Genomic DNA, 21,796 nt, shown 5'->3' with positions numbered 1-21,796 from the left:
GTTCGGATCCGGACCCCCTGCGTCCGCAAACGGTCCGAACTTGTCCTTCATGATGATTGGACGGACTGCCCGCCCAATCGGTTCCAACGAATTTCGGAAAAATCCCGGCCGGGTTCATCGGGTGATGTCCAGCGAGGATGCGAGGTCTTCACAGATAGGTGTAATCGAGTCCTGCCCCCCTGTCTGATACTGGCATCCGATGCTGATCTGGATGCTGTGCTCGACGATAACATGCCAGTCAACGGTCGATCCGCCCTCCGGATGCTCGGAATAGGCGAGGCCGGAGCGGCCGCCGAAGACCACGTCGCGGCGGATCGGGGAGTACAAACCCGGTGCGGCTGTTGCCCTTTTGGCCTCGAGGTCGGCGGCGACCTGCTCGTAGCCGGCGCCGGGAACGAGCAGCTGTTCCTGGATCACCGTGATGCGGGCTTTGAGCCCCTGGGTGGGCTCCAGTACCACGCGGTCGGTCGATGCGGTGGTGGGGTTGGTGACCCGCCAGCCTTCGGGGACAGTGAATGTGATGGGCCCTACGGTCATCGAGCCGGCGCCGGGTGCGGGTTCTGCGGGTTCTTCCGAGTCCTCGGGAGCGCCGGTGGTCGTCGGAGTGGAGGCAACCGCTTCGGAATCTGCTCCGGAGGACATACCGAGGAATACTCCGCCGGCCACCAGGACCGCGAGCGCCATCACCGCCGCGGCGCCGATGTAGAGCGGGGTCTTCGAACGAGGAGGCCTGGTGGCTGCGGCTCGTTCGCGCAGCGGTTGCAGCCATTCGGCGTCGGCGGCAGCCGGTGGGAGGCTGGGGCGCTGATCGATCGGGTCGGTGTTGCGGGCTCGCACCAGGTCGGCGCCGCCGAGTACGAGTAGCTCGGCGTTGCACAGTTCGGCGACCACCTCGGCGACGAGGTTGAGAAAATCGGCATCCGTCCGGCCGACGATAACCACGGAATCGACCTGACAGCCGTGGATCAGGCGTTCGATCATCGAACGGAAGGCGGTGCGGCCGGGCTCGCCGGCGCTGATCTCGACCGCGGCGAGAAGTGGCTGGTGCTCACAGAATTCGAGTCGCGGTCCCCGATCACCCGGAACCACCGTCGATGCCGTGGTCGACAACGGACCGAATTCCAGGACCACGCTGCGCACATCCCGCATCCGCTGGGTGGCGACCACGGCACGCAGGGCGGCCGGTTGCAGTTCCACCCGGCCGGCATGGCGGGCGGCGGCCGAATGCAGGACAGCCAGGCGGTGCGGGTCCCATTCACTGGGGTGCACAACGGTCAAGCGTTCACAGGGCGAAGGAATTCGCAGTTGTGTCAGAGTGTGACCGAAAACGGTGGCCAGCGCGTCCACCGGTTTCGGCATACCGGGGTCGTACGCGATGCGATCGGCAGTGATGAGCTGCGCCGGCGAAACCGCGATCGATGGTGGTGTCAGCGGCTCGCCGACGACGAGCGTACGACCGTCGCTGCCCGGGACCACCGAGGGCACCAAATCGGCGTGGGTATTCGCACTCCATGCCCACAGCCGGGTTTCGGTCAGCGCGATCTCGACTGCCGGCATTACAGCGCCGGCATCCACGAGGTCTGGATGAGCTCGGCACCCGACCGTCCGACCAGGGTCCCCCGGCCGGGAGGCATCGCGCTCGGGCGCACGTTGCCCAGCAGATTGCCTTCTTCTCGGCTGCCGCTCATGACCAGACCCGGTGTGGCCAGATCTCGCATCCGGGAGATAACTGCCTCGTACATGGCCCGGCCCGCGCCGCCCGAACGCCGCGCGATGATGAGATGCAGGCCGATATCCTTGGCGTGCGCGAGATAATCCACGATCTGTGCGATGGGATTACCGGCGGAGCCGCTGGAGACCAGATCGTAGTCGTCGACGACCACATAGAGATCGGGACCGGTCCACCAGGAACGATCCCGCAGCTCCTGGGGCGTGATATTCGGGCCGGGCAGACGCGTCTGCAAAAGTGCCGCGAGATCGCGCATATTGGTCTTGAGTCCCTCGGAACCGGTCGCGTAGGCGGCCAGTCGCTCCTGTGGGAAGGCACCCAGCATGGTGCGTCGGAAATCGACCAGGATGAGCGCGGCCTGATTCTGCGCGTTGGATTCGATGATCCCGCTGACGATATTGCGCAGCAAGGTCGACTTCCCGCATTCGGTGTCGCCGAGGATGAGGAAATGCGGGTTCTCGTCGAAGTTGAGCACGACCGGCGCGAGTTCGGATTCGTTGATACCGATCGGAATCGCGGCATTGCGCCGGTCCGGCGGGCCCTGCCAAGGCCCGATAGCGCGTACGAACTGTTCGCGGTCGAGTTGTTCGGGCAGCATCCGGACCTGGGGAGCCGGCCGGCCCGGAGTCGCCTGCTGGAGCCGGGCGACAGCGTCGGCGACGCCGCGGCTGAGATCCTCGGGGTTCGACGAACCGTCGACCCGCGGAAGCGCGGTGAGCATATGCAGGCTCTCCGGGGTCATACCGCGACCCGGCCGGCCCTGCGGTACGAGCGCGGCGACCTTGCGGCCGAACTCGGAATCGGCCGGATCACCGAGGCGGAGTTCGAGGCGAGTGCCGATCTGATCCTTGAGCTGAGGGCGCGCCTCCATCCAGCGGGACAGGGCGATCACCACGTGCACGCCGTAGGAGAGGCCCTGGACGGCGAGGTTCATGATGGCCTGTTCGAGGGGCTCGAAATCCTGGCGGATGGAACCGTAACCGTCGATCACCAGGAAGGCGTCACCGAACGGGTCCTCGTGGGCGCCGGCGGCGGCCTGGCTACCGGCCGGATCGCCCGCACGCAGACGACGGAATTCCGACATCGATTCGATGCCGAGCTGACGGAACCGTAGTTCGCGGTTGCGCACGATGGTGGTCATCTCCGCGACCGTGCGGCGGACCTTGTCCTGGTCCAGGCGGCCCGCGACCGAACCGACATGCGGCAGGCCCTCGAGACTGGCGAGCGTACCGCCGCCGAAGTCGAGGCAGTAGAACTGCACCTGCTCGGCGGTGTGGGTCATCGACATGGACATGATGAGCGTGCGCAGCATCGTCGACTTACCGGATTGCGGGCCGCCGACCACGGCGACGTTGCCGCGGGCGCCGGACAGGTCCACTACCAGCGGATCACGCCGCTGATCGTAGGGACGGTCGACGATGCCGATGGGTGCGCGCAGGCTCGCGACGGCGTTGTATTCGCCGGTGAGGATCGAGTGCTCGTTGAGCTGGTCGAGCGGCGGGGCCTCGTCCAGCGGGGGCAGCCAGATCGCGTGCGCGGGCCTGCCGTGCCCACGGATCCGGGCGGCGATCATGCCCAGGTTGGAGATCTGTTCGCCGTCCTCCACCAGAGGTTCCGGCTCGCCGATCGGCTCGGGCGCCAGCGGAACACGGTCGGCGGCACGGAATTCGACATGTTTGGCGAGGAACGGCCGTGCGGTGATATCGATTTCTCCGGCACTGGTGGCGACCGAGATATCGCGCTGCGGACCGCCGCCCACATACGGGCCCGAAACATACGAAGCCTGGAAGCGCTGGATCTCACCCGAATCGGATTTCAGATAACCGCCACCGGGTACACCCGGCAGGTTGTACGCGTCGGGTACACCGAGCACCTGGCGGGATTCGTTGGCGGAGAAGGTTTTCAAGCCGATCCGGTACGACAGATGCGATTCCAGGCCCTTGAGTTTGCCTTCTTCCAACCGCTGTGAAGCGAGCAGCAGATGTACATGCAGCGAGCGGCCCAGCCGGCCGATCATCACGAACAGTTCGGCGAAATCCGGGTGCTGAGTGAGCAATTCGGAGAACTCGTCGAGCACCACGAACAGTGCGGGCAGCGGATCCAGATCGGCGCCGGCGGCACGGGCCTTCTCGTATTCGGAAACATTGGCGAAGTTACCGGCCTGGCGCAGTACCTCCTGGCGGCGGTTCATCTCACCGGCCAGGGCATCACGCATACGGTCGACGAGGTCGGCCTCTTCCTCGAGGTTGGTGATAACAGCCGCGACATGCGGGACACCGTCGAGACCGAGGAAGGTCGCGCCACCCTTGAAGTCGACCAGGACCAGGTTCAGCTGATCGGGCGAATGGGTGGCGAGCAGGCTGAGCACCAGGGTACGCAGGAATTCCGACTTACCGGAACCGGTGGCGCCGATGCACAGACCGTGCGGGCCCATACCGGATTCGGCGGCTTCCTTGATATCGAGAACGACCGGCAGGCCGTCGGCGCCGACACCGAACGGCACCCGCAGGCGTTCCCGGCCGTAGCGAGGACGCCAGGCGCTCTCCGGGTTGAAGGAGCCGAGGTCACCCAGGCCCATGAGCTGCGCCCAGGTGTTGATGGTTTCGCCCTCGGTCACCTCGACATCGCTGCTGCGCTGGGTCGCGGCCCGGTACGGGGCCAACCGGCGGGCCACCTGCTGGGCCTGCTCCGGGCTGAGCCGATCGATCATCGCGAAACGTTCCTGGTTACCGGTGGCACCGCGACCCAGGCATTCGCCGTTGCGGATGGTCAGGGTGATCCCGCGGGATACGGCGAGCCGAGGAGCATAGCCGCACAGGTCGATTACGGTGACGCCTTCGTAGCCGGCCTCGCGGAGCTGATCCTCCTCGGCCTCGAGCAGGCCACCGTCCACCAGGATCACCACATGCACCATGGCGGAGTTCGTGGGCTGGTTACGGGAGTAGCGGACGCGGTTGGCGAGGATGGGCGCCAGACCCGCCATCATCTCCCGGATCGACCCGTAGAACATGCGCTGGCTGCCGATACCGTCCTGGGCATCCGGGTGCTGGGTATGCGGCAGCCATTTGGTCCATTCCCATTCCGCGCTGGTGTCGGGACCGCAGACCACCGCCGTGAGCACCTGGTCGGGGCCGTGGAACATGGCCAGCTGGACCAGCATCGCGCGGACCATATCGCGGGCCTGAGCGCGGTCGCCGTCGAGCGCGATCGTCGCGAAACCCTTCACCGCGACCGCGGTCGGCAGATCCGGCACCGTGGAATGGGCGCGGACGAAACGCCGCAGCGATACCGCGGCGATGGGTTCGAGTTCCTCCACCGGGCCGGTTTCCGGCGCCACCAGGCGGGTGGCCAGCCGCTGGCCACCGACCCCGATGCGCACATGACAGAAATCCTTGTCGCTGGGGCGGCGCTCCCACATCCGCGAGGTGCCCGCGAGCATCCAGACCAGGCCCGGTTCGGGATGGCTCCATTCGACTGCGGCCCGCTGCTCGGCGGCGGTCACGTCGACGTCTTTGCGAACCTGGTCGAGATAACGCAGGTAGTCCTTGCGGTCCTCGTTGGCCTCGGCGGCCTTGGCTCCCTTACCGTTGCCCTGACCGGCGAACATGCCGATCATCGAGACCATCATCATCATCGGGAACATCAGCGACATCGGGTTGGACGCGATACCGCCGCCCTGCGTGAACATCAACGCCATCATCCCGACCATGCCGATGATCATCACCACCGGCATGAGCTTCATCAGCAGGTTTCCGGGGGTTACCCGGGGGATCTCCGGGGGCGGTTGCAGTGTTACTTCACCGCCCGGGGTCCGTGGAACCTCCCGGCGCGCACGCCTCTGAAACCGAACCGTGGTCATCGAGCGAGATCCCCCTTGTGGCAATGCGATGTTCGGGCTCAGTGTAGAGGCAGGCGCGAACATGTCGTACAGTTCGACCTGCATTCTGCTGGCCGCGACGTGGGCACGCAACCCGCGCAGGCTGCTGGGAGAACGTGAAAAAGAGCAGGGTAGCGAACAAACTTGGGGGAAGCGTGACGCATGCGCGACTCGACCATATGGAGGAAGATTCCTCGCGGGGTATAGTCCGCGCACCGGATCTCACCAGGGTCACCATTCTGGCCAAACACACGCAGGTCGATATGGCCATCCCGGTCGATGTGCCCGTGGCCCTGGTCATTCCCAGCGTCGTCGATATGGTCGCCGCGCACAGCCGCACCAACGAGTTCGACAATCAGGGCGAACGGTACGAGCCGGCCGATTGGGTGCTGGCGCGCATCGGTCAGCCGCCGCTGTCGAACTCACTGAGCCTGGGCGAACAGGGCATCCGCGACGGTGAGTTGCTGATGCTGGAGAACTCCGCGAACACCGCGCCCACGCCCCTTTTCGACGACATCATGTACAACGTCGCCGTCGCCGACGCGGAACATTTCCGCGGGTGGAATCCGAAAACCGCGCGGACCACGGGTTCGGTGCTGGCTGTTCTGGCCATGCTGGCGGGTTGCACGGGCCTGCTGGCCGCACCCGATGCCATGCCCGGCTGGATCACCGGCGCGATCGCGCTGGGTGTGACCGTGCTGCTGGTGGCGGCGGCGATGGTCCTCAGCCGCGTCTACGGAGATCCGAAAACCTCCCTGGTACTCGGCGGATGCGCATTGCCACTGGCTTTCACCGGCGGAATGCTCATCGTTCCGGACCATTACGGCTGGGCGCATCTGCTGCTCGGGTCCACATTGTTCGGGGCCACCGCGATCCTGGCCTGGCGGGTGACCGGTGTCGGACTCGGGTTGTTCATCGGTGCCGGCACCGTCGCGATTTTCCTGGTGCCCTCGGCGCTGGTCGGGCTGCTCACCGCGCAGCGGCTCGAGGCCGTGGGAGCCGTGGTGGCGGCCGTCGGACTCGGTGCACTGTCGCTGGCTCCGCGTATCTCGATGATGCTCGCGAAACTTCCGCTGCCGCCGGTGCCCGCCCCCGGTACTCCGATCGATCCCACCGAGGACGATCCCGACGACCACCGCGCCCTGCCCACCCTCGACGTCCTGCATGCGAAATCCATCCGGGCACGCACCTACCTGAGCGGACTGGTCACCGCGACCGCACTGGTCACAGTGGTCGGCGCATTGGTGGCCGCCGATCCCGACTACGGCGGCTTCTACTGGCAGGGCATCGCCCTCGCGCTCGTCTGTGCGGCGGTTCTGATGTTCCGCAGCCGGACTTATGCCGGCGCGGAACAGGCCGTCATCCTGATCGTCGCCGGTGCCGCGATCCTGCTGGTCATGCTCACGGCCATGGCGTTCGTGGCCGATCTGCCGATGGCGGCATTCGGAGCGGCGCTGGTGATGGTGATCGCGGCCCTTATCCTCGGCATCATCGTCCCCAACCAGTCGGCGACGCCGCCGATGCGGCGGGCGGCCGAATTGATCGAATACGGGTTCGTGGCCGCGGTGCTGCCGCTCGTGTTCTGGGTGGCCGACCTCTACTCCCTCGTCCGCGGACTGTGAACCGGGGGATCCGCACCGCGGCCGTGGCCGCGGTTCTGGGGGTGAGCACGTCATTGGGGTTGGCGCAACCGATCGCCTACGCCGACCGGCCACCGGCGGTGGATCCGGGCCAGGTACCTTCCGGTGATCCGGCGAGACCGAGCGAACCGACCGAACGCAAGAACAATGCCCCGTGCAACAGTACGGTCGCCGGCGGGGAGGGGCCGACCGTGCCCGCCGCACAGGCGGCACTGGATCTCCCGCATGCATGGCAATTCTCCAGAGGAGAAGGCCAGGTCGTCGCGGTTATCGACACCGGAGTCGCCCGGCACCCGCGGCTGCCGGGTCTGCGGGCCGGTGGCGATTTCGTGGCCAACAGCGGTGACGGCACCGAGGACTGCGATGCGCACGGCACCTTGGTGGCGGGCATCATCGCCGCGAGCCAGGTTCCGGGACAAGGCTTTTCCGGTGTGGCGCCGGCGGCATCCATTCTCACGATTCGCCAGACGAGCGATAAATACGTGAAGGCGGGCAGCAATGCCACCAAATCCCCCGAGGACCTCTCCAAAGAGGGATACGGCAATGTTGCGACCATGGCGCAGGCCATCCGCCGCGCCGCGGATATGGGCGCCACGGTAATCAACATCTCCGAGGTCGCCTGCAGTTCCAGCCCCATCTCCGACGGATCGCTGGGCGCGGCGCTGCACTATGCGGTGCACACGAAGAACGCGGTGGTCGTCACCTCCGCGGGTAATACCGACAACGACAACTGCAAGGGCAACACCAACATTCTGGATCCGCTCGATCCCGCCGCGGATCCGTGGACCAAAACGACCGTCAATGTCACGCCGGCCCGTTACGACGATCTGGTGCTCTCGGTGGGCTCTATCGATGCCGACGGCGCGCCCTCCGAATTCACCGTTCCCGGACCGTGGTTGAGCGTCGCGGCGCCTGGAGAGAACATCGTGTCTCTGGATGCGGTCGGGACCGGGGTCATCAACGGCACCGTCGCGGCGCAGGGCCAGCAGAGTATCAACGGAACAAGTTTCGCCGCACCCTATGTTTCGGGTGTGGTCGCACTGGTCCGCTCACGGTTCCCGGAGCTGTCGGCCGTGGAAGTGATGAAACGGATCCAGGCGACCGCGCACGCACCGGCGGAAGGCTGGAATCCGTACGTGGGCTATGGCGCTGTCGACGCTGTCGCCGCCCTGACCAACGAGGTCACCGACGAACTCCGTCCCAAGCAACCGAATCCGCCGATGAACAAACAACTGGCGATACCCGCGCCGCCGACTCCGCCGGATCACACGGCCCGCAACGTGGCACTCATCGGCAGCGGGATCATCGGCGCCGGTCTGATCATCGGCTACCTGGCATCGTTCCCCACGCGCCGCCGGTTCGGAGTCGGCGAAGACGATGCCTGAGGGTGCTCCCGGCGCCCGGTCCGAGGCCGGGCCGGGTGCGCACCTCCGCTGCGAAAGATTCAGCCCGGCACGCCGTCTCGGTCAGCCGTTCAGCACGAGGACTTCCGCGGTGATGGCGACCCGGGCCAGCACCTTGAACACCCGGCTCAGCGACCACTCGTGAACCGCGCGGTCGATTCGACACCGCGAAGGTCGTTGCCGACCCCGGCACAATGACCCTGGTGACCCCGCGGGACGCAACCGCTGTTCGAGGTCGGGTACAGGTCTTCGGCTCGCGGATCACCGTGCCGGCATTTCCGCGCCGGACTCGGTCTTCGCGAGCCCGATCCGATCATTGCGAGGGTTCCGCGACTTGTATCGCGGAACCTTCCGGTATTCCGTATCTGCTGCGGCAGTGAGTGCCGTAATCCGGCCCGGCCCTATTTCGTGGAAGCGACCGGCTGATCCGCCGGGGACGGGTCCGGTGCGACACCGTCGTGCGCGACCAGCGCTTCTTCCCGGCCCAGGGTCGGGCCGGACGCCAGGAGTCCCACGATCGGCCAGGGCGCGGGTTCGGCCTTCTCCGGCATACCGAGTGCTTTCCCGGCGTCGGCGTTCTCGATCCCGAACCGCACACCGGTGTCGGCGATATAGAAGATGCTGTCCTTACGCCTGCTGTCCGGCTCGATACCGGTGGTCTGGACGTAGGCGCCGGTGCCCGGAGCGATGTAGGTGGAGTCGACGTTCTGTCCCGAACCGTCGGCCTGGGCGAGCGGGACAAGTTTGGCGTTGTCCTTCATCGGCAGGCTCACCCCGGTGATCAGCTGCAGTTCGGCGCGGGTGCCGGTGTTCTCGCCCGCCTCCGGGATCGGTTTCCAGGACAGGCAACTCACCGGCCGGTCCATGGCCTCGAGGATGCTCGGTGCCGTCGCCGGGTAGGTCTGCACCTGCAGGGCCGAAGAAACGGCGGCGCGGGTGCGCTGGGCTTGGTCGATGATGAAATCGCTGGAGGTCTGCGGGTTTGCGTTGCGGATGATGTCCGCGGTCAGCGGCGATACCTGCTGCAAACCGTCGGCGAGCACCACATAGAACTCCTGCGAGGTGCCCACCTGCACCACCTCACCGATCCGGTGGTCGCCGATCTCGTAGTCGGGGGCACCACCGGGGTCGGCGATCGGCGGGGCGATGAGCGGCAGTACCTCGGGGATCGCGTTGATCAGACCCTCGCTCACCGGCCGCGGGGTGGCACCGGTGATGTTCAGGGCGTCGGTGACCGGCCGATCGTTCATATCGACCCGGGCGCGTTTGTTGTCGTACACCAGGTAGGTGTGCTTCTCCCCCTGGACCAGCAGCGCTTTACCCGGCTCCATCGCCGAGGCCTTCGCGCCCAGTTCGAGACCGCCCGCGAGCACCGAAGTCGTCCGGTCCTGGCTACCGTCGTTCTTCAGCACGTCACAGATGGTCCACTGCCGGCCTTTACCTTCGGAATCGAAGTGGATCGCGCCGGGCGCACCGGGAATACCGATCAGCGGACCCCGCGCCTTCTTTCCGACCTCTGATTCCTTGACGATCACCGCTTTCGGCGCGTCACCGGCGGCCAGCCGGGCCGAGGCCAGGTTCAGCGCCGGATGCACCACATCGTTGAGCACCACGTAGACGGCACCGGATTCCTTGCCGATGAGGATCTTGTTGTCGCCCACCTTGTCCTGCGGGCGAAGCAGAGCCAGCACACCGCATCCCGCCAGCACCACTACGGCCAGCACCAGTCCCACCACATAGGCCCGCACCTGGGAACGCATGGGGTCGTGCAGCATTCGCACGTCACGTCGCACCAGCGCATGCTCCATCCGGCGAACCAGAAAGTTGTAGCCGCTGATCTGCCACCGAGTTGTGGGCTTTGAAGGCATCGTCTTCCCCCGAACTGTGCTCGTGCTCGCGGAACACAGTACAGTTCCCGGGGACGTAGTTCAGCTCGGCCGCCCGATAACCGGCCGACACCGGGTACCTGGGGGACTCTTATGGCCGTGCCAGCCACAGCGGGACGCAGGCGCAATCTGCTGTTCGGATGTATTTCGATGCCGAACCTGCTCATCGCACAGGTACTCGCGCTCGGCGCGGCGATCGTCGTGCTGCTGGTGGGGCTGAGCCCGTGGATCGCGCTGGGGGTCGCGGCGGTCACCGGCCTGATCCCGTTGCTCCCGATCGGCCGCCGGGTACTGCTGGATTGGATCGCCACCTGGTGGAAGTACCGCGCCCACCGGGAATACCGGATCGGCGACAGCGACGATTTCCGGGGCCCGGACGACCGTTCGCTCGGGTTGTACTGGGACGAGAGCCGGGTTGTCGCCGTCGTCGAGGTCCTGCCCCCGCCCGGCGGGCTGACCCGGATCGACCGCACCGCGGTCCACGCGTCGCACCTGCTGCCGATGGCCGAACTGGCGACCTGCCTCGCCCAGCACGACATCCTGCTCAGCGGTATCGACATCATCAGCCACGGCCACCGCAGCCGCTCCGGCACCCCGGCGGGAGCCATCTACGAATCGCTGCTGGGCCCGCTGCCGGCCACGGCGCATCGCACCGTCTGGCTGGCGATCGGTTTCGATATGGTCGCCTGCCCCGGCGCCGCGGCCCGGCGTGGCGGTGGCGACGAGGGCGCCGCGCGGTCGGTGACCATCGCGACCCAGCGGATCGTGCGCACCCTCGAGGACGCGGGCTGCGCGTCACGTCTGCTGACGGCATCGGAGATCCGGTCGGCCGTGCGGCAGGTCATCCACGGTGCCGACGCGCGCGATCTCACCCATCGGTGGCGTTACGCCGAACTCGGCAACAGCGTGAACATCGGGGCGGCGATCGACCCGAAACAGCTCGGTTCGGAGATTCTTTCGCAGTTGTGGGTCGCGGAGTCACGGGGCACCACGGTGGCGGTGCGGCTGCGTCCGGGCACGACCGCGGACACCGTACACATCGGAGCGGCCTGGCGGTCGACGCTGCGGGAGATGCCGGAGAAGACGAAGTCGAAGGGAATGGTGTCGGTGAACGGCCGGCACCGCGAAAGCCTGCTCGCGCATCTGCCGATCGGTATCCCCGATGTGGAAGATGTGGTGCCGACCGCCGAATACCCCATCGAGGTCCTGGACGCGCTCGCCCTGCCGTCGTCTGGCTGTGGCCAGCTGATCGGCTCGGATGACGAGGGTAACGGTGTGGCACTGCGCATCATCGGCGCCGGTATCTCCGCGGTGTACGTCGCCGGCGAGTTGTATCTGGCCCAGCAGCTGGTGTTCCGCGCGCTGGCTGTCGGTGAGCGAATTCTGGTCCGCACGAACCGGCCGCAGGCCTGGTATCAGCTGATCGAGACGATCGGAAACCCGGAACGCCTGATGCTGGCGCTGGAGACCCATCAGTCGGACGCCGGGTTCACTGCCACCGTCGTAGACGGTGTGATGGCGCCCGCCCCGCACGCCGGTATCACCACGATCTATGTCACCGGCGACCCGATGGGCTGGCCCGCCACCAAACCGGATCTCTCGATCCAGCAGCCCGGCGCGATCGGCAGCCGGGTTGTCCTGCGCACCGCGACCACCCAGATCCCGCTCAACCTGGTCTCGATCCCCCGCGAACACACCTATATCGGCGAACCCCGGACTCGCCGGCCGGCGGAGCGGCCCCGGCCGGCCCCCGCCCGCCAGCCGCAGCGCCGCTGAGGAAACCGGGGGCGGAGCACGCCGGTGTCATCGGCCGAACACCGTGTTCAACAGGTCGGCCGCGGCCCGGTTCATCGGCACCACCAGCCGCCGGTGCACCCAGGCGATGGGACGTACCACGACCACCGCACCGGCCACTGCCAGTGCCCGCAGCAGCGGCCGCAGCGCATGGCGGTAGACGAAAACACACGGCACGACGACCAGCACGCGGACCACGGCGGTGGCGCCCCGCCACCCGTACGAGGCGATAGTCGCCAGGAGAATCCCGCACGGCCGCAGGACCCATCGCTCCAGCATGCGCAGCGGCCGTACGACGACCCACTGCCACAACCACCGGCCGGTGACCGCGACGGCGTACAGCACCGGCCGCAGAATCCACCGCCGGAACCATTCGGCGATCGCCGCGAGCGCGTACAGCACCGGGCGGAGCAGCCACCGCCATACCAGAACGAGCGCCGGTCGAATCAGGCGCCGCCAGAGCCATTGCTCGACCGCACGGCGCAGTGGGCGCAGCACCCGGTCCAGCAGAAAAGCGCCCAGTGGCGTGAGCACCATCCCCCACAGCACGTGCTGTAAGGCCCAGCCCCACACCACATCTCTCAGGTACAACCACAGCGGGCGCACCAGCCGGTACCGGACGAACCGGCTCACCGGCACCAGCAATCTGTCCAGTACGAAGACACCCGCCGCCACGATTGCCCGCCCGCACAGCTTCAGCGCCTCCCAGACCAGCCGCACCGGAACGAGCAGCACCACCGCGAAGGCCCGTGCCACCCATTCCCCCAGCGATACCGGCCGCCGCGGCTCCGGTGGATCTGTCGATTCCATCGAATCCTCCTCCCGGCGCCATCATCGCACTTCGCTACGACAGACCGCCGATGAAGCTCGGCAGCAGCACTCGACCAACCCGACGTAATCAGCGGCAGTCGGGTTGTGCATCCTGTTCGTGAACCGGTTTCACCCCGGATACGGCTCGCCGGCCCGAGCCGCGGCCAAGGCGTTTCCCCACCAGGCCAGCTGGGAGAGCATCCGGTCGGCAGCATCTATGGCAGCACCATTGCCGGTATCGCCGGCGGAGTCGAACTGTTTGCGGGCGCGGTGGAAGCTCACCGATTCGCGAACGGAGACCATATGGATTTCCGCGACGACCTGTCGCAGCTGCTCCACCGCCCGCAGGCCACCCGACAGGCCACCGTAGGAGACGAAGCCGATCGGTTTGGCCCGCCATTCGTGCTTGGCACTGTCCAGCGCGGTTTTCAATGAAGCCGGATAACCGTGGTTGTACTCCGACGTCACCGCGACGAAGGCGTCAGCGGCCGCGAGTCGTTGCCGGAAACCCTCGCTTTCCGGCGTTTCGGAAAGATCCGGCGAAAGCGGGGTGTGCAGCAGATCGATCACCCCGGTCTCGAATTCCGGCCGGGTGCGGGCCGTGCGGACGAACCAGTCGGCGACCACGGGGGCGAAACGTTCCGGCCGGATACTGGCGACGATCACCTCCAATCGAAGCGGAGTGTCCACCGCACGAGCCCGGCCGGCCGCCTCATCTGCCCGGCTCACGGCAGTTCGAACGGGAGTGCGACACCGGCATGTACTCGGCAGTGCTCGCAGGTATCGGTATCGGCGATGGCGGCGACGGCGTCGTGGACCAGCTTCTTGAAGGGCCCGATATTGCGTTCGAATTCGGCGAAGACGTCCGCTGCCCGCACCCCGTCGCCTTCGGTGAGGCCGGCATCCAGGTCGGTGACCAGGGCCAGGGCGGCGTAACACATTTCCAGTTCACGGGCGAGGACGGCCTCGGGGTAACCGGTCATATTGACCAGCTCCCAGCCCTGCGCCGCGTACCACCGGCTTTCGGCGCGAGTGGAGAAACGCGGGCCCTGGATCACGGCCATGGTTCCGTGCGGTTGCACGTGGACGGCGCTGTCGGCGGATTTCACCGCGACCGCGCGCAGATCGGGGCAGTACGGATCGGCGAACGATACGTGGATGCCGTTGGCATCGAAGTAGGTCTGGGCCCGGCCGGAGGTCCGGTCGACCAGCTGGTCCGGAACGACCACGGTGCCCGGCCCCCAGTCGGGGCGCAGGCTGCCGACCGCACACGGGGCGAAGATCCGCCGGACGCCCAGCGAACGCAACGCCCACATATTCGCCTGATAGGGCACCGTGTGCGGGGAATATTCGTGCCGCGTTCCGTGGCGGGGCAGGAACGCGACCGGACGCCCCTCTACGGTGCCGACCGCTATCGGCGCGCTCGGATCGCCGTACGGCGTGCGCACCGTAACCGGTTCCATGGCGCCGTCGAAAAAGTCGTAGAATCCGCTACCGCCGATAACCGCCAGTGCAGGCCGATCGTGGGATGTCATAGTGTCGATTCTCGCGCGCCGTGCCTGCGAACGCACGGCGGCACCTGACAGAAATCGCCGGTAGATGTACCCTATGGGGGTATTCACGGTCTTCCGACCGGCGCAGAGGAGATACCCGGTGACTTCCGATCCCACCCCCGCCGACACGGCCACCGACACGGCGGCCGCCCATGGGCACACACACCACGGCTACATCACGAGCAAGGAAGACTATCTGAAGCGGCTACGCCGGATCGAGGGCCAGTCGCGGGGCCTGCAGCGGATGGTCGAGGAGGAGAAGTACTGCATCGATATCCTCACGCAGGTCTCCGCGATGACCAAGGCACTGCAGGCCGTCGCGATGGGGCTGCTCGAGGACCACCTGAGCCACTGCGTGGTCGATGCGGCGGTCGCCGGCGGCCCCGAGGCCGAAGCCAAGATCAAAGAGGCCACCGACGCCATCGCCCGCCTCGTCCGCTCCTGAACCCGGCGGGCCCGGCCGCGACGAACCGGAACCTACCTGCGCCTCTGCCGCATATACAGTCGCTCCGTACCGGGCTATCGCGGGCCCGGACGGACTGCGGCCGAGGTAGATCGCAGCCGGCAACCGCGGGGCAGCGGCCCGGTATCCCTGCACCGGGCCGCCTCGTGAGGGCCTACCGGCCGCCCTGTGTGAGCAGCGGAGCCAGAGCACGCACGGTGGCGAGATAGTCCTCGCCCAGAGGTTGCAGCGCGAGGTGGTCGGCACCCGCGTCGATATGCGCGCGGACCTGTTCGGCGACCTGCTCGGCGGACCCGTGCACGGCGAGCGCGTCGAGCAGACGGTCGCTACCGGGCTTGGCGATATCGTCGTCGGTGAAACCCAGCCGCCGGAGGTTGGTGGTGTAGTTACGCAATCCGAGATACATATCGACAACCGAGCGGCCGGTGGCGCGGGCGCTTTCCGGGTCGGTATCGAGGACCAGTTTCTGCTCGGGTACCAGCAGTGCGTCACCGACTGCGGTGCGGGCCTGCTCGGTGTGCTGCGGCGTGGTGAGGTAGGGCAGGGCACCCGCGGTGCGGTCGCCGGCCAATTTCAGAACTTTGGGACCGAGCGCGGCGAGCATGCGACCGGAGACCGGCACCTTCGCGGCGTCCAGTTCGTCCAGGTATTCGACCAGCGCCTCGTATGGGGATCGGTAGGGCTTATCGGCTTCGGGATGACCGCAGCCGATACCGAGCACGAAGCGGCCCGGGAACCGCTGCTCGATCCGGTGGAAGGATTCGGCGACCGCACCGGCCGGCGCGGTCCAGATATTGACGATGCTGGTGCCCACCTTCAGCGTTTCGGTCGCCGCGAGCAGATCTTCCACCACCGGCAGGTCGGCGGTCGGCGAACCACCCAGCCACAGCGCCCCGTATCCGAGGCCCTCCAGCTCGGCCGCCGCTTCGGGGGTGAAAAGCTTGTAGTAACGCCATACGCCGTAACGTCCGAGATCAATCGTCATAACTACCGCAACCCTCTCGTCGGCGGGACCATTCCGTTACCGACCCTATCCCCGAATGCCCGCCGGAATCGGCATGGGCAATCACGTGATACCGAACTCCGGGGGTCGAAAGCTCTTATCGCACCGTGTCGATGCGCCCTCACCCGGCGCTCAGTTCACTACGGATCCTGGCCACGTGCGCCGCGATATCGCCGATATTGTCCACCAGTATCCGCGACTCCAGGAAAGGTTCCCACGGTCGCGCCCGGACCTGTGCCCAGGTCGGATTGCCTTGGCCCGGCCAATCGGGGGTTCGCGTCTCTACGCGGCGGCGATGCTCGGCCACGTCGGAACAAACCACCTCCACATAATGCAGCGGCAGGCTCGATCGCTGGGCCAGATCGCGCCACGTTCTCCTGGCCACCACCAGGTTGTTGCAGGCGTCGACGACCACGGACCGGCCGCCCCGAAGCTGGTCATCGGCCACCCATGCGGCGACGACGTAGCCGACAGGGTTTCCTTCGAACGCCATCAGGGTCGAGACGATGGCCGCCTCCACGGTATCGATGCGTAGGAAGGTCGCTCCCAGCTCGTCGGCAAGGGCACGGGCCAGCGTCGTCTTCCCGGTTCCGGGTAAACCGGCGAAAACCACCAACTGCCCTGCCATGCAGCCGATCCTATCCACCCCCGCAGCAGCCGCCCGACGATATCGACCGCATCTCCCGGGTCTCCGCGTTGCGGGCGGCCAGTGCGGATTCCGCCGGATAGTCCACCGCGACCAGGCTGAGCCCGTGCGCGGGCGCCACCGTAACTGCACTCGAACGCTGCCGTTCGTCCAGCAGCCCCGCCACCCATTGCGGAGTGCGCCGGCCCTCCCCCACTGCGAGGACCGCACCCACGAGGCTGCGCACCATGGACCAGCAGAAGGCGTCGGCGCTCACATAGGCGTCGAGCCGGTGACCCTCGCGCACCCACTCGTATCGCTGCAGTTCCCGAATTGTGGTGGCGCCCTCCCTGCGACGGCAGAAGGCGGCGAAATCGTGCAGGCCGAGCAGGGTTCGGGAGGCGGCGCGCATGGCCGCGAGGTCGACCGGCCGGCAGCCCACCACGCTGCGTGCGGACAGCGGGTCGGCACCGTGGGGCGCGGTGGTGAGGCGGTAGACGTAATGCCGGCGGATCGCCGAGAAACGGGCGTCGAATTCTGCCGGTACCGGGCGTATCCCGATGATCCGCACATCCTTGGGCAGGAATTTCGCCATCCGGTGGATCAACTTGTCCACGTCCACGTCCGCCGCGGTATCGAAGTGCGCGACTTGACCTTCGGCGTGCACACCGGCGTCGGTCCGGCCCGCGACCGTGAGTTGTACCGGCTCCCGCAGCACCTTGCCCAGCGCCTCTTCTAGCTCACCCTGCACGGTCCGCAGTCCGGGTTGCCGCGCCCAGCCCGTGAATTCGGTGCCGTCGTAAGAGATATCCAGCCGGAACCGAACTACCGGGGGCGCTGCAACACGCCTTTCGCCGGTCTCCGGCCGTTCTGATTCACCGTCGGCGCGACGCACCGCGGCCGTCGTCGCCCCAGGGATCGAGCCGGGCGGCGAGGGCTGGGTCGCGCGATCCGGCACCGGTACCTCGGCGTCACGCGGAACCCCGGCCTGCACCGCGACCCCTACGGGCATCCCTGCCGCAGTGACTCGGCGGGCGGCAGCGGCCCGAGGACCGGCCTGCGGTTGCGGCTCGTATTCGCTCACCAGATCATCCTCCGGAAACGGGGGCAGGGGGCGGGGCGCGCGGCGGGGGGGGGGGGGGGGGGGCCCCGGCGACGAACCGTGGTCGCGTACGCCCACGGCAGACGAATTACGCCTTGTCGTCGGCCGCGGCTTCCTCGGCCGGAGCCTCGGGGGCCTCGGCTTCGGTCTCGTCGGCCTTGGTCTCGGCCTCGGCGGCCTGCTCCTCGGCCTGCTTCGACGCGGCCACCCGGCGGGCGCGATCGGCCTCGTTGGTCACGGTCTGTTCCCGGACCAGCTCGATGATCGCCATGGGGGCGTTGTCGCCTTTACGCGGGAGCGTCTTGATGATCCGGGTGTAGCCGCCGTTGCGGCCCTCGAACGACGGACCGATCTCGGCGAAGAGATCGTGCACGACGTCCTTGTTCCGGATCACCTTGAGCACCTCGCGGCGGTCGGCCAGGGTGCCGGCCTTGGCCTTGGTGACCAGTTTCTCGGCGTAGGGGCGCAGCGCCTTGGCCTTGGCCTCGGTGGTCGTGATCCGACCGTGCTCGAAGAGCGCCGTCGCCAGATTGGCGAAGATCGCCTTCTGGTGCGACGCCGACCCGCCGAAGCGAGCACCCTTCTTGGGCTTGGGCATTGTGGGTTCTCCTTGGTAAAGGCCGTTCCGGGGCGCCTACCCCGGTGACCTAGAGCTGTTCGGTTTCGGCGTAGTCCTGCTCGCCGCCGTTGTCGTCGCTGAAAGTGCCGCTGTCGGACCAGGTGCCGGTGGTCGCGTCGTAGCCGACCACGCTGGACGGGTCGAAGGACGCGGGGCTGTCCTTGAGGGACAGGCCCAGCGCGTGCAGCTTGACCTTGACCTCGTCGATGGACTTCTGGCCGAAGTTGCGGATATCCAGCAGATCCGATTCGGTACGCGCCACCAGCTCGCCGACGGTGTGCACACCCTCGCGCTTCAGGCAGTTGTAGGAACGGACGGTGAGGTCCAGATCCTCGATCGGCAGCCCGAAGGAGGCGATGTGATCCGCCTCGGCCGGGGAGGGGCCGATCTCGATACCTTCGGCTTCGACGTTCAGTTCACGGGCCAGGCCGAACAGTTCGACCAGGGTCTTGCCCGCCGAGGCGAGCGCGTCCCGCGCGCTGATGGAGTTCTTGGTCTCCACGTCGAGGATGAGCCGGTCGAAGTCGGTGCGCTGCTCGACACGGGTGGCCTCGACCTTGTAGGTCACCTTGAGCACCGGCGAGTAGATCGAATCCACCGGGATCCGGCCGATTTCCGCACCGGTCGCCTTGTTCTGGACCGCCGGAACGTAACCGCGACCGCGCTCGACGACCAGCTCGATCTCGAGCTTGCCCTTGTCGTTCAGGGTGGCGATATGCATGTCCGGGTTGTGCACGACCACACCCGACGGCGGCACGATGTCATCGGCGGTGACGGTCCCCGGGCCCTGCTTGCGCAGGTACATGGTGACCGGCTCGTCCTCTTCGGAGGACACGACCAGGCCCTTGAGGTTCAGGATGATGTCGGTGACATCTTCCTTCACACCGGGCACGGTGGTGAACTCGTGCAGAACGCCGTCGATGCGGATGCTGGTCACCGCGGCCCCCGGGATCGAGGACAGCAGGGTGCGCCGCAGCGAGTTACCGAGGGTGTACCCGAAACCGGGCTCGAGGGGTTCGATGGTGAACTTCGAGCGGTTGTCGGCGATGACCTCTTCGGTGAGGGTCGGACGCTGGGAAATCAGCATGGGATCAATCCTCCTGTGTTGGGCGCCCGCTATTTGACGCCTCGTCTAGGGGTTGTGCGGGCCGTCCTCTCGACGACCCGCACCAGCGGCACGGTATGAGCGGGTCAGGCCCGAAGGCGGTAGCGCAGCGTCACCACGCAGGGCCCTCGCTCATACCAAATGCACACAGCCGTTACTTCGAGTAGTACTCGACGATCAGCTGTTCCTGCAGCGGCACATCGATCTGGGCGCGCTCCGGCATGGAGTGCACCAGGATCCGCAGCCGGCCCGGGACGACCTGCAGCCAGCCGGGGACCGGACGGTCGCCGACGGTCTCACGGGCGACCTGGAACGGCAGGGTGCCCAGCGACTTCTCCTTGACATCGATGATGTCGTACTGGGTGACCTGGAAAGAAGGAACGTTGACCTTCTTGTTGTTCACCAGGAAGTGGCCGTGGCTGACCAGCTGGCGGGCCTGCCGCCGGGTCCGGGCCAGACCGGCGCGGTACACGACGTTGTCCAGCCGGGTCTCCAGCAGACGCAGCAGGTTGTCACCGGTCTTGCCCTTGAGGCGGTTGGCCTCTTCGTAGTACCGGCGGAACTGCTTTTCCATGACGCCGTAGGAGAAGCGGGCCTTCTGCTTCTCCTGCAGCTGCAGCAGGTATTCGCTCTCCTTGATCCGCGCGCGGCCGTGCTGGCCGGGCGGGTAGGGGCGACGCTCGAAAGCCTGGTCACCGCCGATCAGGTCGACGCGCAGGCGACGCGATTTGCGGGTGATGGGTCCGGTGTAACGGGCCATTGTGCTCTACCTTCCTTCCCGCTTAGACGCGACGCCGCTTGGGCGGACGGCAGCCGTTGTGCGGCTGCGGAGTGACATCGGAGATCGTCCCGACCTCCAGGCCGGCGGCCTGCAGCGAACGGATCGCGGTCTCGCGGCCGGACCCGGGGCCCTTGACGAAGACATCGACCTTCTTGACGCCGTTCTCCTGCGCCTTGCGGGCCGCGTTCTCGGCGGCCAGCTGCGCGGCGAACGGGGTCGACTTGCGCGAACCCTTGAACCCGACGTGGCCCGAGGACGCCCAGGAGATGACGTTGCCGGAGGGATCGGTGATGGACACGATCGTGTTGTTGAACGTGCTCTTGATATGCGCGTGGCCGTGGGGGACGTTCTTCTTTTCCCTGCGACGCGACTTCTGGCTCTTCTTCGGGCCGGAGGCCCGGGACTTCGGAGGCATCTGTTATCCCCTACTTCTTCTTGCCGGCGACGGTGCGCTTGGGACCCTTGCGGGTGCGCGCGTTGGTCTTGGTGCGCTGGCCGTGGACCGGGAGGCCACGACGGTGGCGCAGGCCCTGGTAGCAGCCGATCTCGATCTTGCGACGGATATCGGCCTGAACCTCACGGCGGAGGTCACCTTCGACCTTGAGAGACGAGCTCTCGATGTAGTCACGCAGCTGCGTGACCTGCTCATCGGTGAGATCCTTCGAGCGCAGGTCCGGGCTCACGCCCGTGGCGGCCAAGATCTCCTTGGAGCGGGTACGACCGATGCCGAAGATGTAGGTCAGTGCGATCTCCATGCGCTTTTCGCGCGGGAGATCGACGCCCATGAGACGTGCCATCTGGCAGTTCCTTCACTGTTGCGGAGGTCTGCTCCCTGTCCGTCCCCTCGTCTGGTGGGGCCCCGGCCTCCGTTCCGGGGGTAGGCACGCACACCTTCCGGAAGAAATCCGGAAAAATCCTCAGTGTGCGGCTGGCGCTGGGAGGTCTTCTTTTCGTGCCAATCCGAACCGCGTTCGGTGCTCGGCGCCGGTGTCAGCCCTGCCGCTGCTTGTGCCGCAGGTTGTCGCAGATCACCATGACCCGGCCGTTACGCCGGATCACCTTGCACTTCTCGCAGATCTTCTTGACGCTCGGCTGAACCTTCACGTCCGTCCAATCCTTCGTTGTGGTCCACACCGGGGCGTGAACACAGTTTTTCCCCGGTCGGCAGACCGGGGAAGCCTCTATGTTGTCACCGCCGCGGCGGGTCGCTGCACCGGGCCACCCACTCGAATCCGCACCGGTCGAGTTTCTCGACGCGGTCCGCATCCGATCGGGTTCACACCCGACGGGGGTCCGGGGGCGAAGCCTCCGGGCGGGGTGGGGGGGGGGGGGGGGGGGGGGGGGGGACAGGAAACGAGCAACGAAGAACGGCCCCCCGCACCACCCACACCACACCAAACCACAGC

General features: G+C 66.9%; 19 protein-coding genes. 4 read left to right on the top strand and 15 right to left on the bottom strand.

The features are described 5' to 3' along the window. Positions 1–114: 114 nt before the first annotated feature. Both QH195_RS11305 and eccCa read right to left on the bottom strand, forming a co-directional pair. Complete coding sequence (locus QH195_RS11305; RefSeq protein WP_280435314.1) at positions 115–1,557, bottom strand: type VII secretion-associated protein; 1,443 nt, start codon at positions 1,555–1,557, stop codon at positions 115–117. After that, positions 1,557–5,588, bottom strand: coding sequence for a type VII secretion protein EccCa (gene eccCa / locus QH195_RS11300; protein ID WP_280423038.1), 4,032 nt, complete (start codon positions 5,586–5,588; stop codon positions 1,557–1,559). The genes QH195_RS11305 and eccCa overlap by 1 nt, the downstream gene beginning before the upstream one ends. 173 nt (positions 5,589–5,761) lie before the next feature. On the opposite strand from eccCa, the gene eccD reads away from it, so the two are divergent. Both eccD and mycP read left to right on the top strand, forming a co-directional pair. Then, entirely contained in the window at positions 5,762–7,228 is a 1,467-nt protein-coding gene (eccD, locus tag QH195_RS11295) for a type VII secretion integral membrane protein EccD (RefSeq protein ID WP_280423039.1), read from the top strand. A gap of 35 nt (positions 7,229–7,263) precedes the next feature. Continuing rightward, a complete protein-coding gene (gene mycP, locus QH195_RS11290; protein WP_432278390.1) occupies positions 7,264–8,631 on the top strand; it encodes a type VII secretion-associated serine protease mycosin in 1,368 nt (455 codons plus the stop codon). A gap of 419 nt (positions 8,632–9,050) precedes the next feature. Here the strand turns inward: mycP and eccB are convergent, their stop codons facing one another. After that, a complete protein-coding gene (eccB, locus tag QH195_RS11285) occupies positions 9,051–10,517 on the bottom strand; it encodes a type VII secretion protein EccB (protein ID WP_280423042.1) in 1,467 nt (488 codons plus the stop codon). Positions 10,518–10,628: 111 nt separating this feature from the next. Here eccB and eccE point away from each other — a divergent pair, with 111 nt between their 5' ends. Further along, positions 10,629–12,311, top strand: a complete 1,683-nt coding sequence (eccE, locus tag QH195_RS11280; RefSeq protein WP_280435312.1) for a type VII secretion protein EccE — start codon at positions 10,629–10,631, stop codon at positions 12,309–12,311. A gap of 27 nt (positions 12,312–12,338) precedes the next feature. Here the strand turns inward: eccE and QH195_RS11275 are convergent, their stop codons facing one another. The 3 genes from QH195_RS11275 to QH195_RS11265 all read right to left on the bottom strand — a co-directional run bounded on the left by QH195_RS11275 (position 12,339) and on the right by QH195_RS11265 (position 14,674). Beyond that, complete coding sequence (locus tag QH195_RS11275) at positions 12,339–13,139, bottom strand: hypothetical protein (RefSeq protein WP_280435311.1); 801 nt, start codon at positions 13,137–13,139, stop codon at positions 12,339–12,341. Between the two features lie 129 nt (positions 13,140–13,268). Next, a complete protein-coding gene (locus tag QH195_RS11270; protein WP_432278388.1) occupies positions 13,269–13,868 on the bottom strand; it encodes an NADPH-dependent FMN reductase in 600 nt (199 codons plus the stop codon). Next, complete coding sequence (locus QH195_RS11265) at positions 13,865–14,674, bottom strand: S-methyl-5'-thioadenosine phosphorylase (protein WP_280435310.1); 810 nt, start codon at positions 14,672–14,674, stop codon at positions 13,865–13,867. Before QH195_RS11265 ends, QH195_RS11270 begins: the two co-directional genes overlap by 4 nt. Before the next feature lie 73 nt (positions 14,675–14,747). On the opposite strand from QH195_RS11265, the gene QH195_RS11260 reads away from it, so the two are divergent. After that, on the top strand, positions 14,748–15,137 hold the full coding sequence (locus QH195_RS11260; RefSeq protein ID WP_432278389.1) for a metal-sensitive transcriptional regulator: 390 nt from the start codon (positions 14,748–14,750) through the stop codon (positions 15,135–15,137). 172 nt (positions 15,138–15,309) lie between these two features. Here the strand turns inward: QH195_RS11260 and QH195_RS11255 are convergent, their stop codons facing one another. The 9 genes from QH195_RS11255 to rpmJ form a co-directional block, all read right to left on the bottom strand. Further along, complete coding sequence (locus QH195_RS11255; protein WP_280423046.1) at positions 15,310–16,140, bottom strand: LLM class F420-dependent oxidoreductase; 831 nt, start codon at positions 16,138–16,140, stop codon at positions 15,310–15,312. A gap of 139 nt (positions 16,141–16,279) precedes the next feature. Further along, positions 16,280–16,786, bottom strand: coding sequence for an AAA family ATPase (locus QH195_RS11250; RefSeq protein WP_280435309.1), 507 nt, complete (start codon positions 16,784–16,786; stop codon positions 16,280–16,282). Between the two features lie 10 nt (positions 16,787–16,796). Continuing rightward, positions 16,797–17,597, bottom strand: a complete 801-nt coding sequence (truA, locus tag QH195_RS11245; RefSeq protein ID WP_280435338.1) for a tRNA pseudouridine(38-40) synthase TruA — start codon at positions 17,595–17,597, stop codon at positions 16,797–16,799. A gap of 376 nt (positions 17,598–17,973) precedes the next feature. Then, the gene (gene rplQ / locus QH195_RS11240) at positions 17,974–18,483 is read right to left on the bottom strand and encodes a 50S ribosomal protein L17 (protein ID WP_280435308.1); all 510 of its coding nucleotides are present in this window, start codon (positions 18,481–18,483) and stop codon (positions 17,974–17,976) included. 49 nt (positions 18,484–18,532) lie between these two features. After that, positions 18,533–19,591 (bottom strand): DNA-directed RNA polymerase subunit alpha, encoded by a 1,059-nt coding sequence (locus QH195_RS11235; protein ID WP_195055326.1) that lies wholly within the window; start codon positions 19,589–19,591, stop codon positions 18,533–18,535. A 172-nt stretch (positions 19,592–19,763) separates the two neighbouring features. Next, the gene (rpsD, locus tag QH195_RS11230) at positions 19,764–20,369 is read right to left on the bottom strand and encodes a 30S ribosomal protein S4 (RefSeq protein WP_280423790.1); all 606 of its coding nucleotides are present in this window, start codon (positions 20,367–20,369) and stop codon (positions 19,764–19,766) included. 22 nt (positions 20,370–20,391) lie between these two features. Then, on the bottom strand, positions 20,392–20,805 hold the full coding sequence (rpsK, locus tag QH195_RS11225; RefSeq protein WP_030522613.1) for a 30S ribosomal protein S11: 414 nt from the start codon (positions 20,803–20,805) through the stop codon (positions 20,392–20,394). A gap of 10 nt (positions 20,806–20,815) precedes the next feature. Further along, positions 20,816–21,187: a 30S ribosomal protein S13 gene (rpsM, locus tag QH195_RS11220; protein WP_280397250.1), complete on the bottom strand. Its 372-nt coding sequence runs from the start codon at positions 21,185–21,187 to the stop codon at positions 20,816–20,818. A 193-nt stretch (positions 21,188–21,380) separates the two neighbouring features. Beyond that, on the bottom strand, positions 21,381–21,494 hold the full coding sequence (gene rpmJ / locus QH195_RS11215) for a 50S ribosomal protein L36 (protein ID WP_025347279.1): 114 nt from the start codon (positions 21,492–21,494) through the stop codon (positions 21,381–21,383). Positions 21,495–21,796: the final 302 nt, after the last annotated feature.

It is taken from the genome of Nocardia carnea (genome assembly GCF_029868855.1).
Taxonomy (GTDB): Bacteria; Actinomycetota; Actinomycetes; order Mycobacteriales; family Mycobacteriaceae; genus Nocardia; species Nocardia carnea_A.
This window is presented reverse-complemented; position numbering and strand designations above follow the sequence as displayed.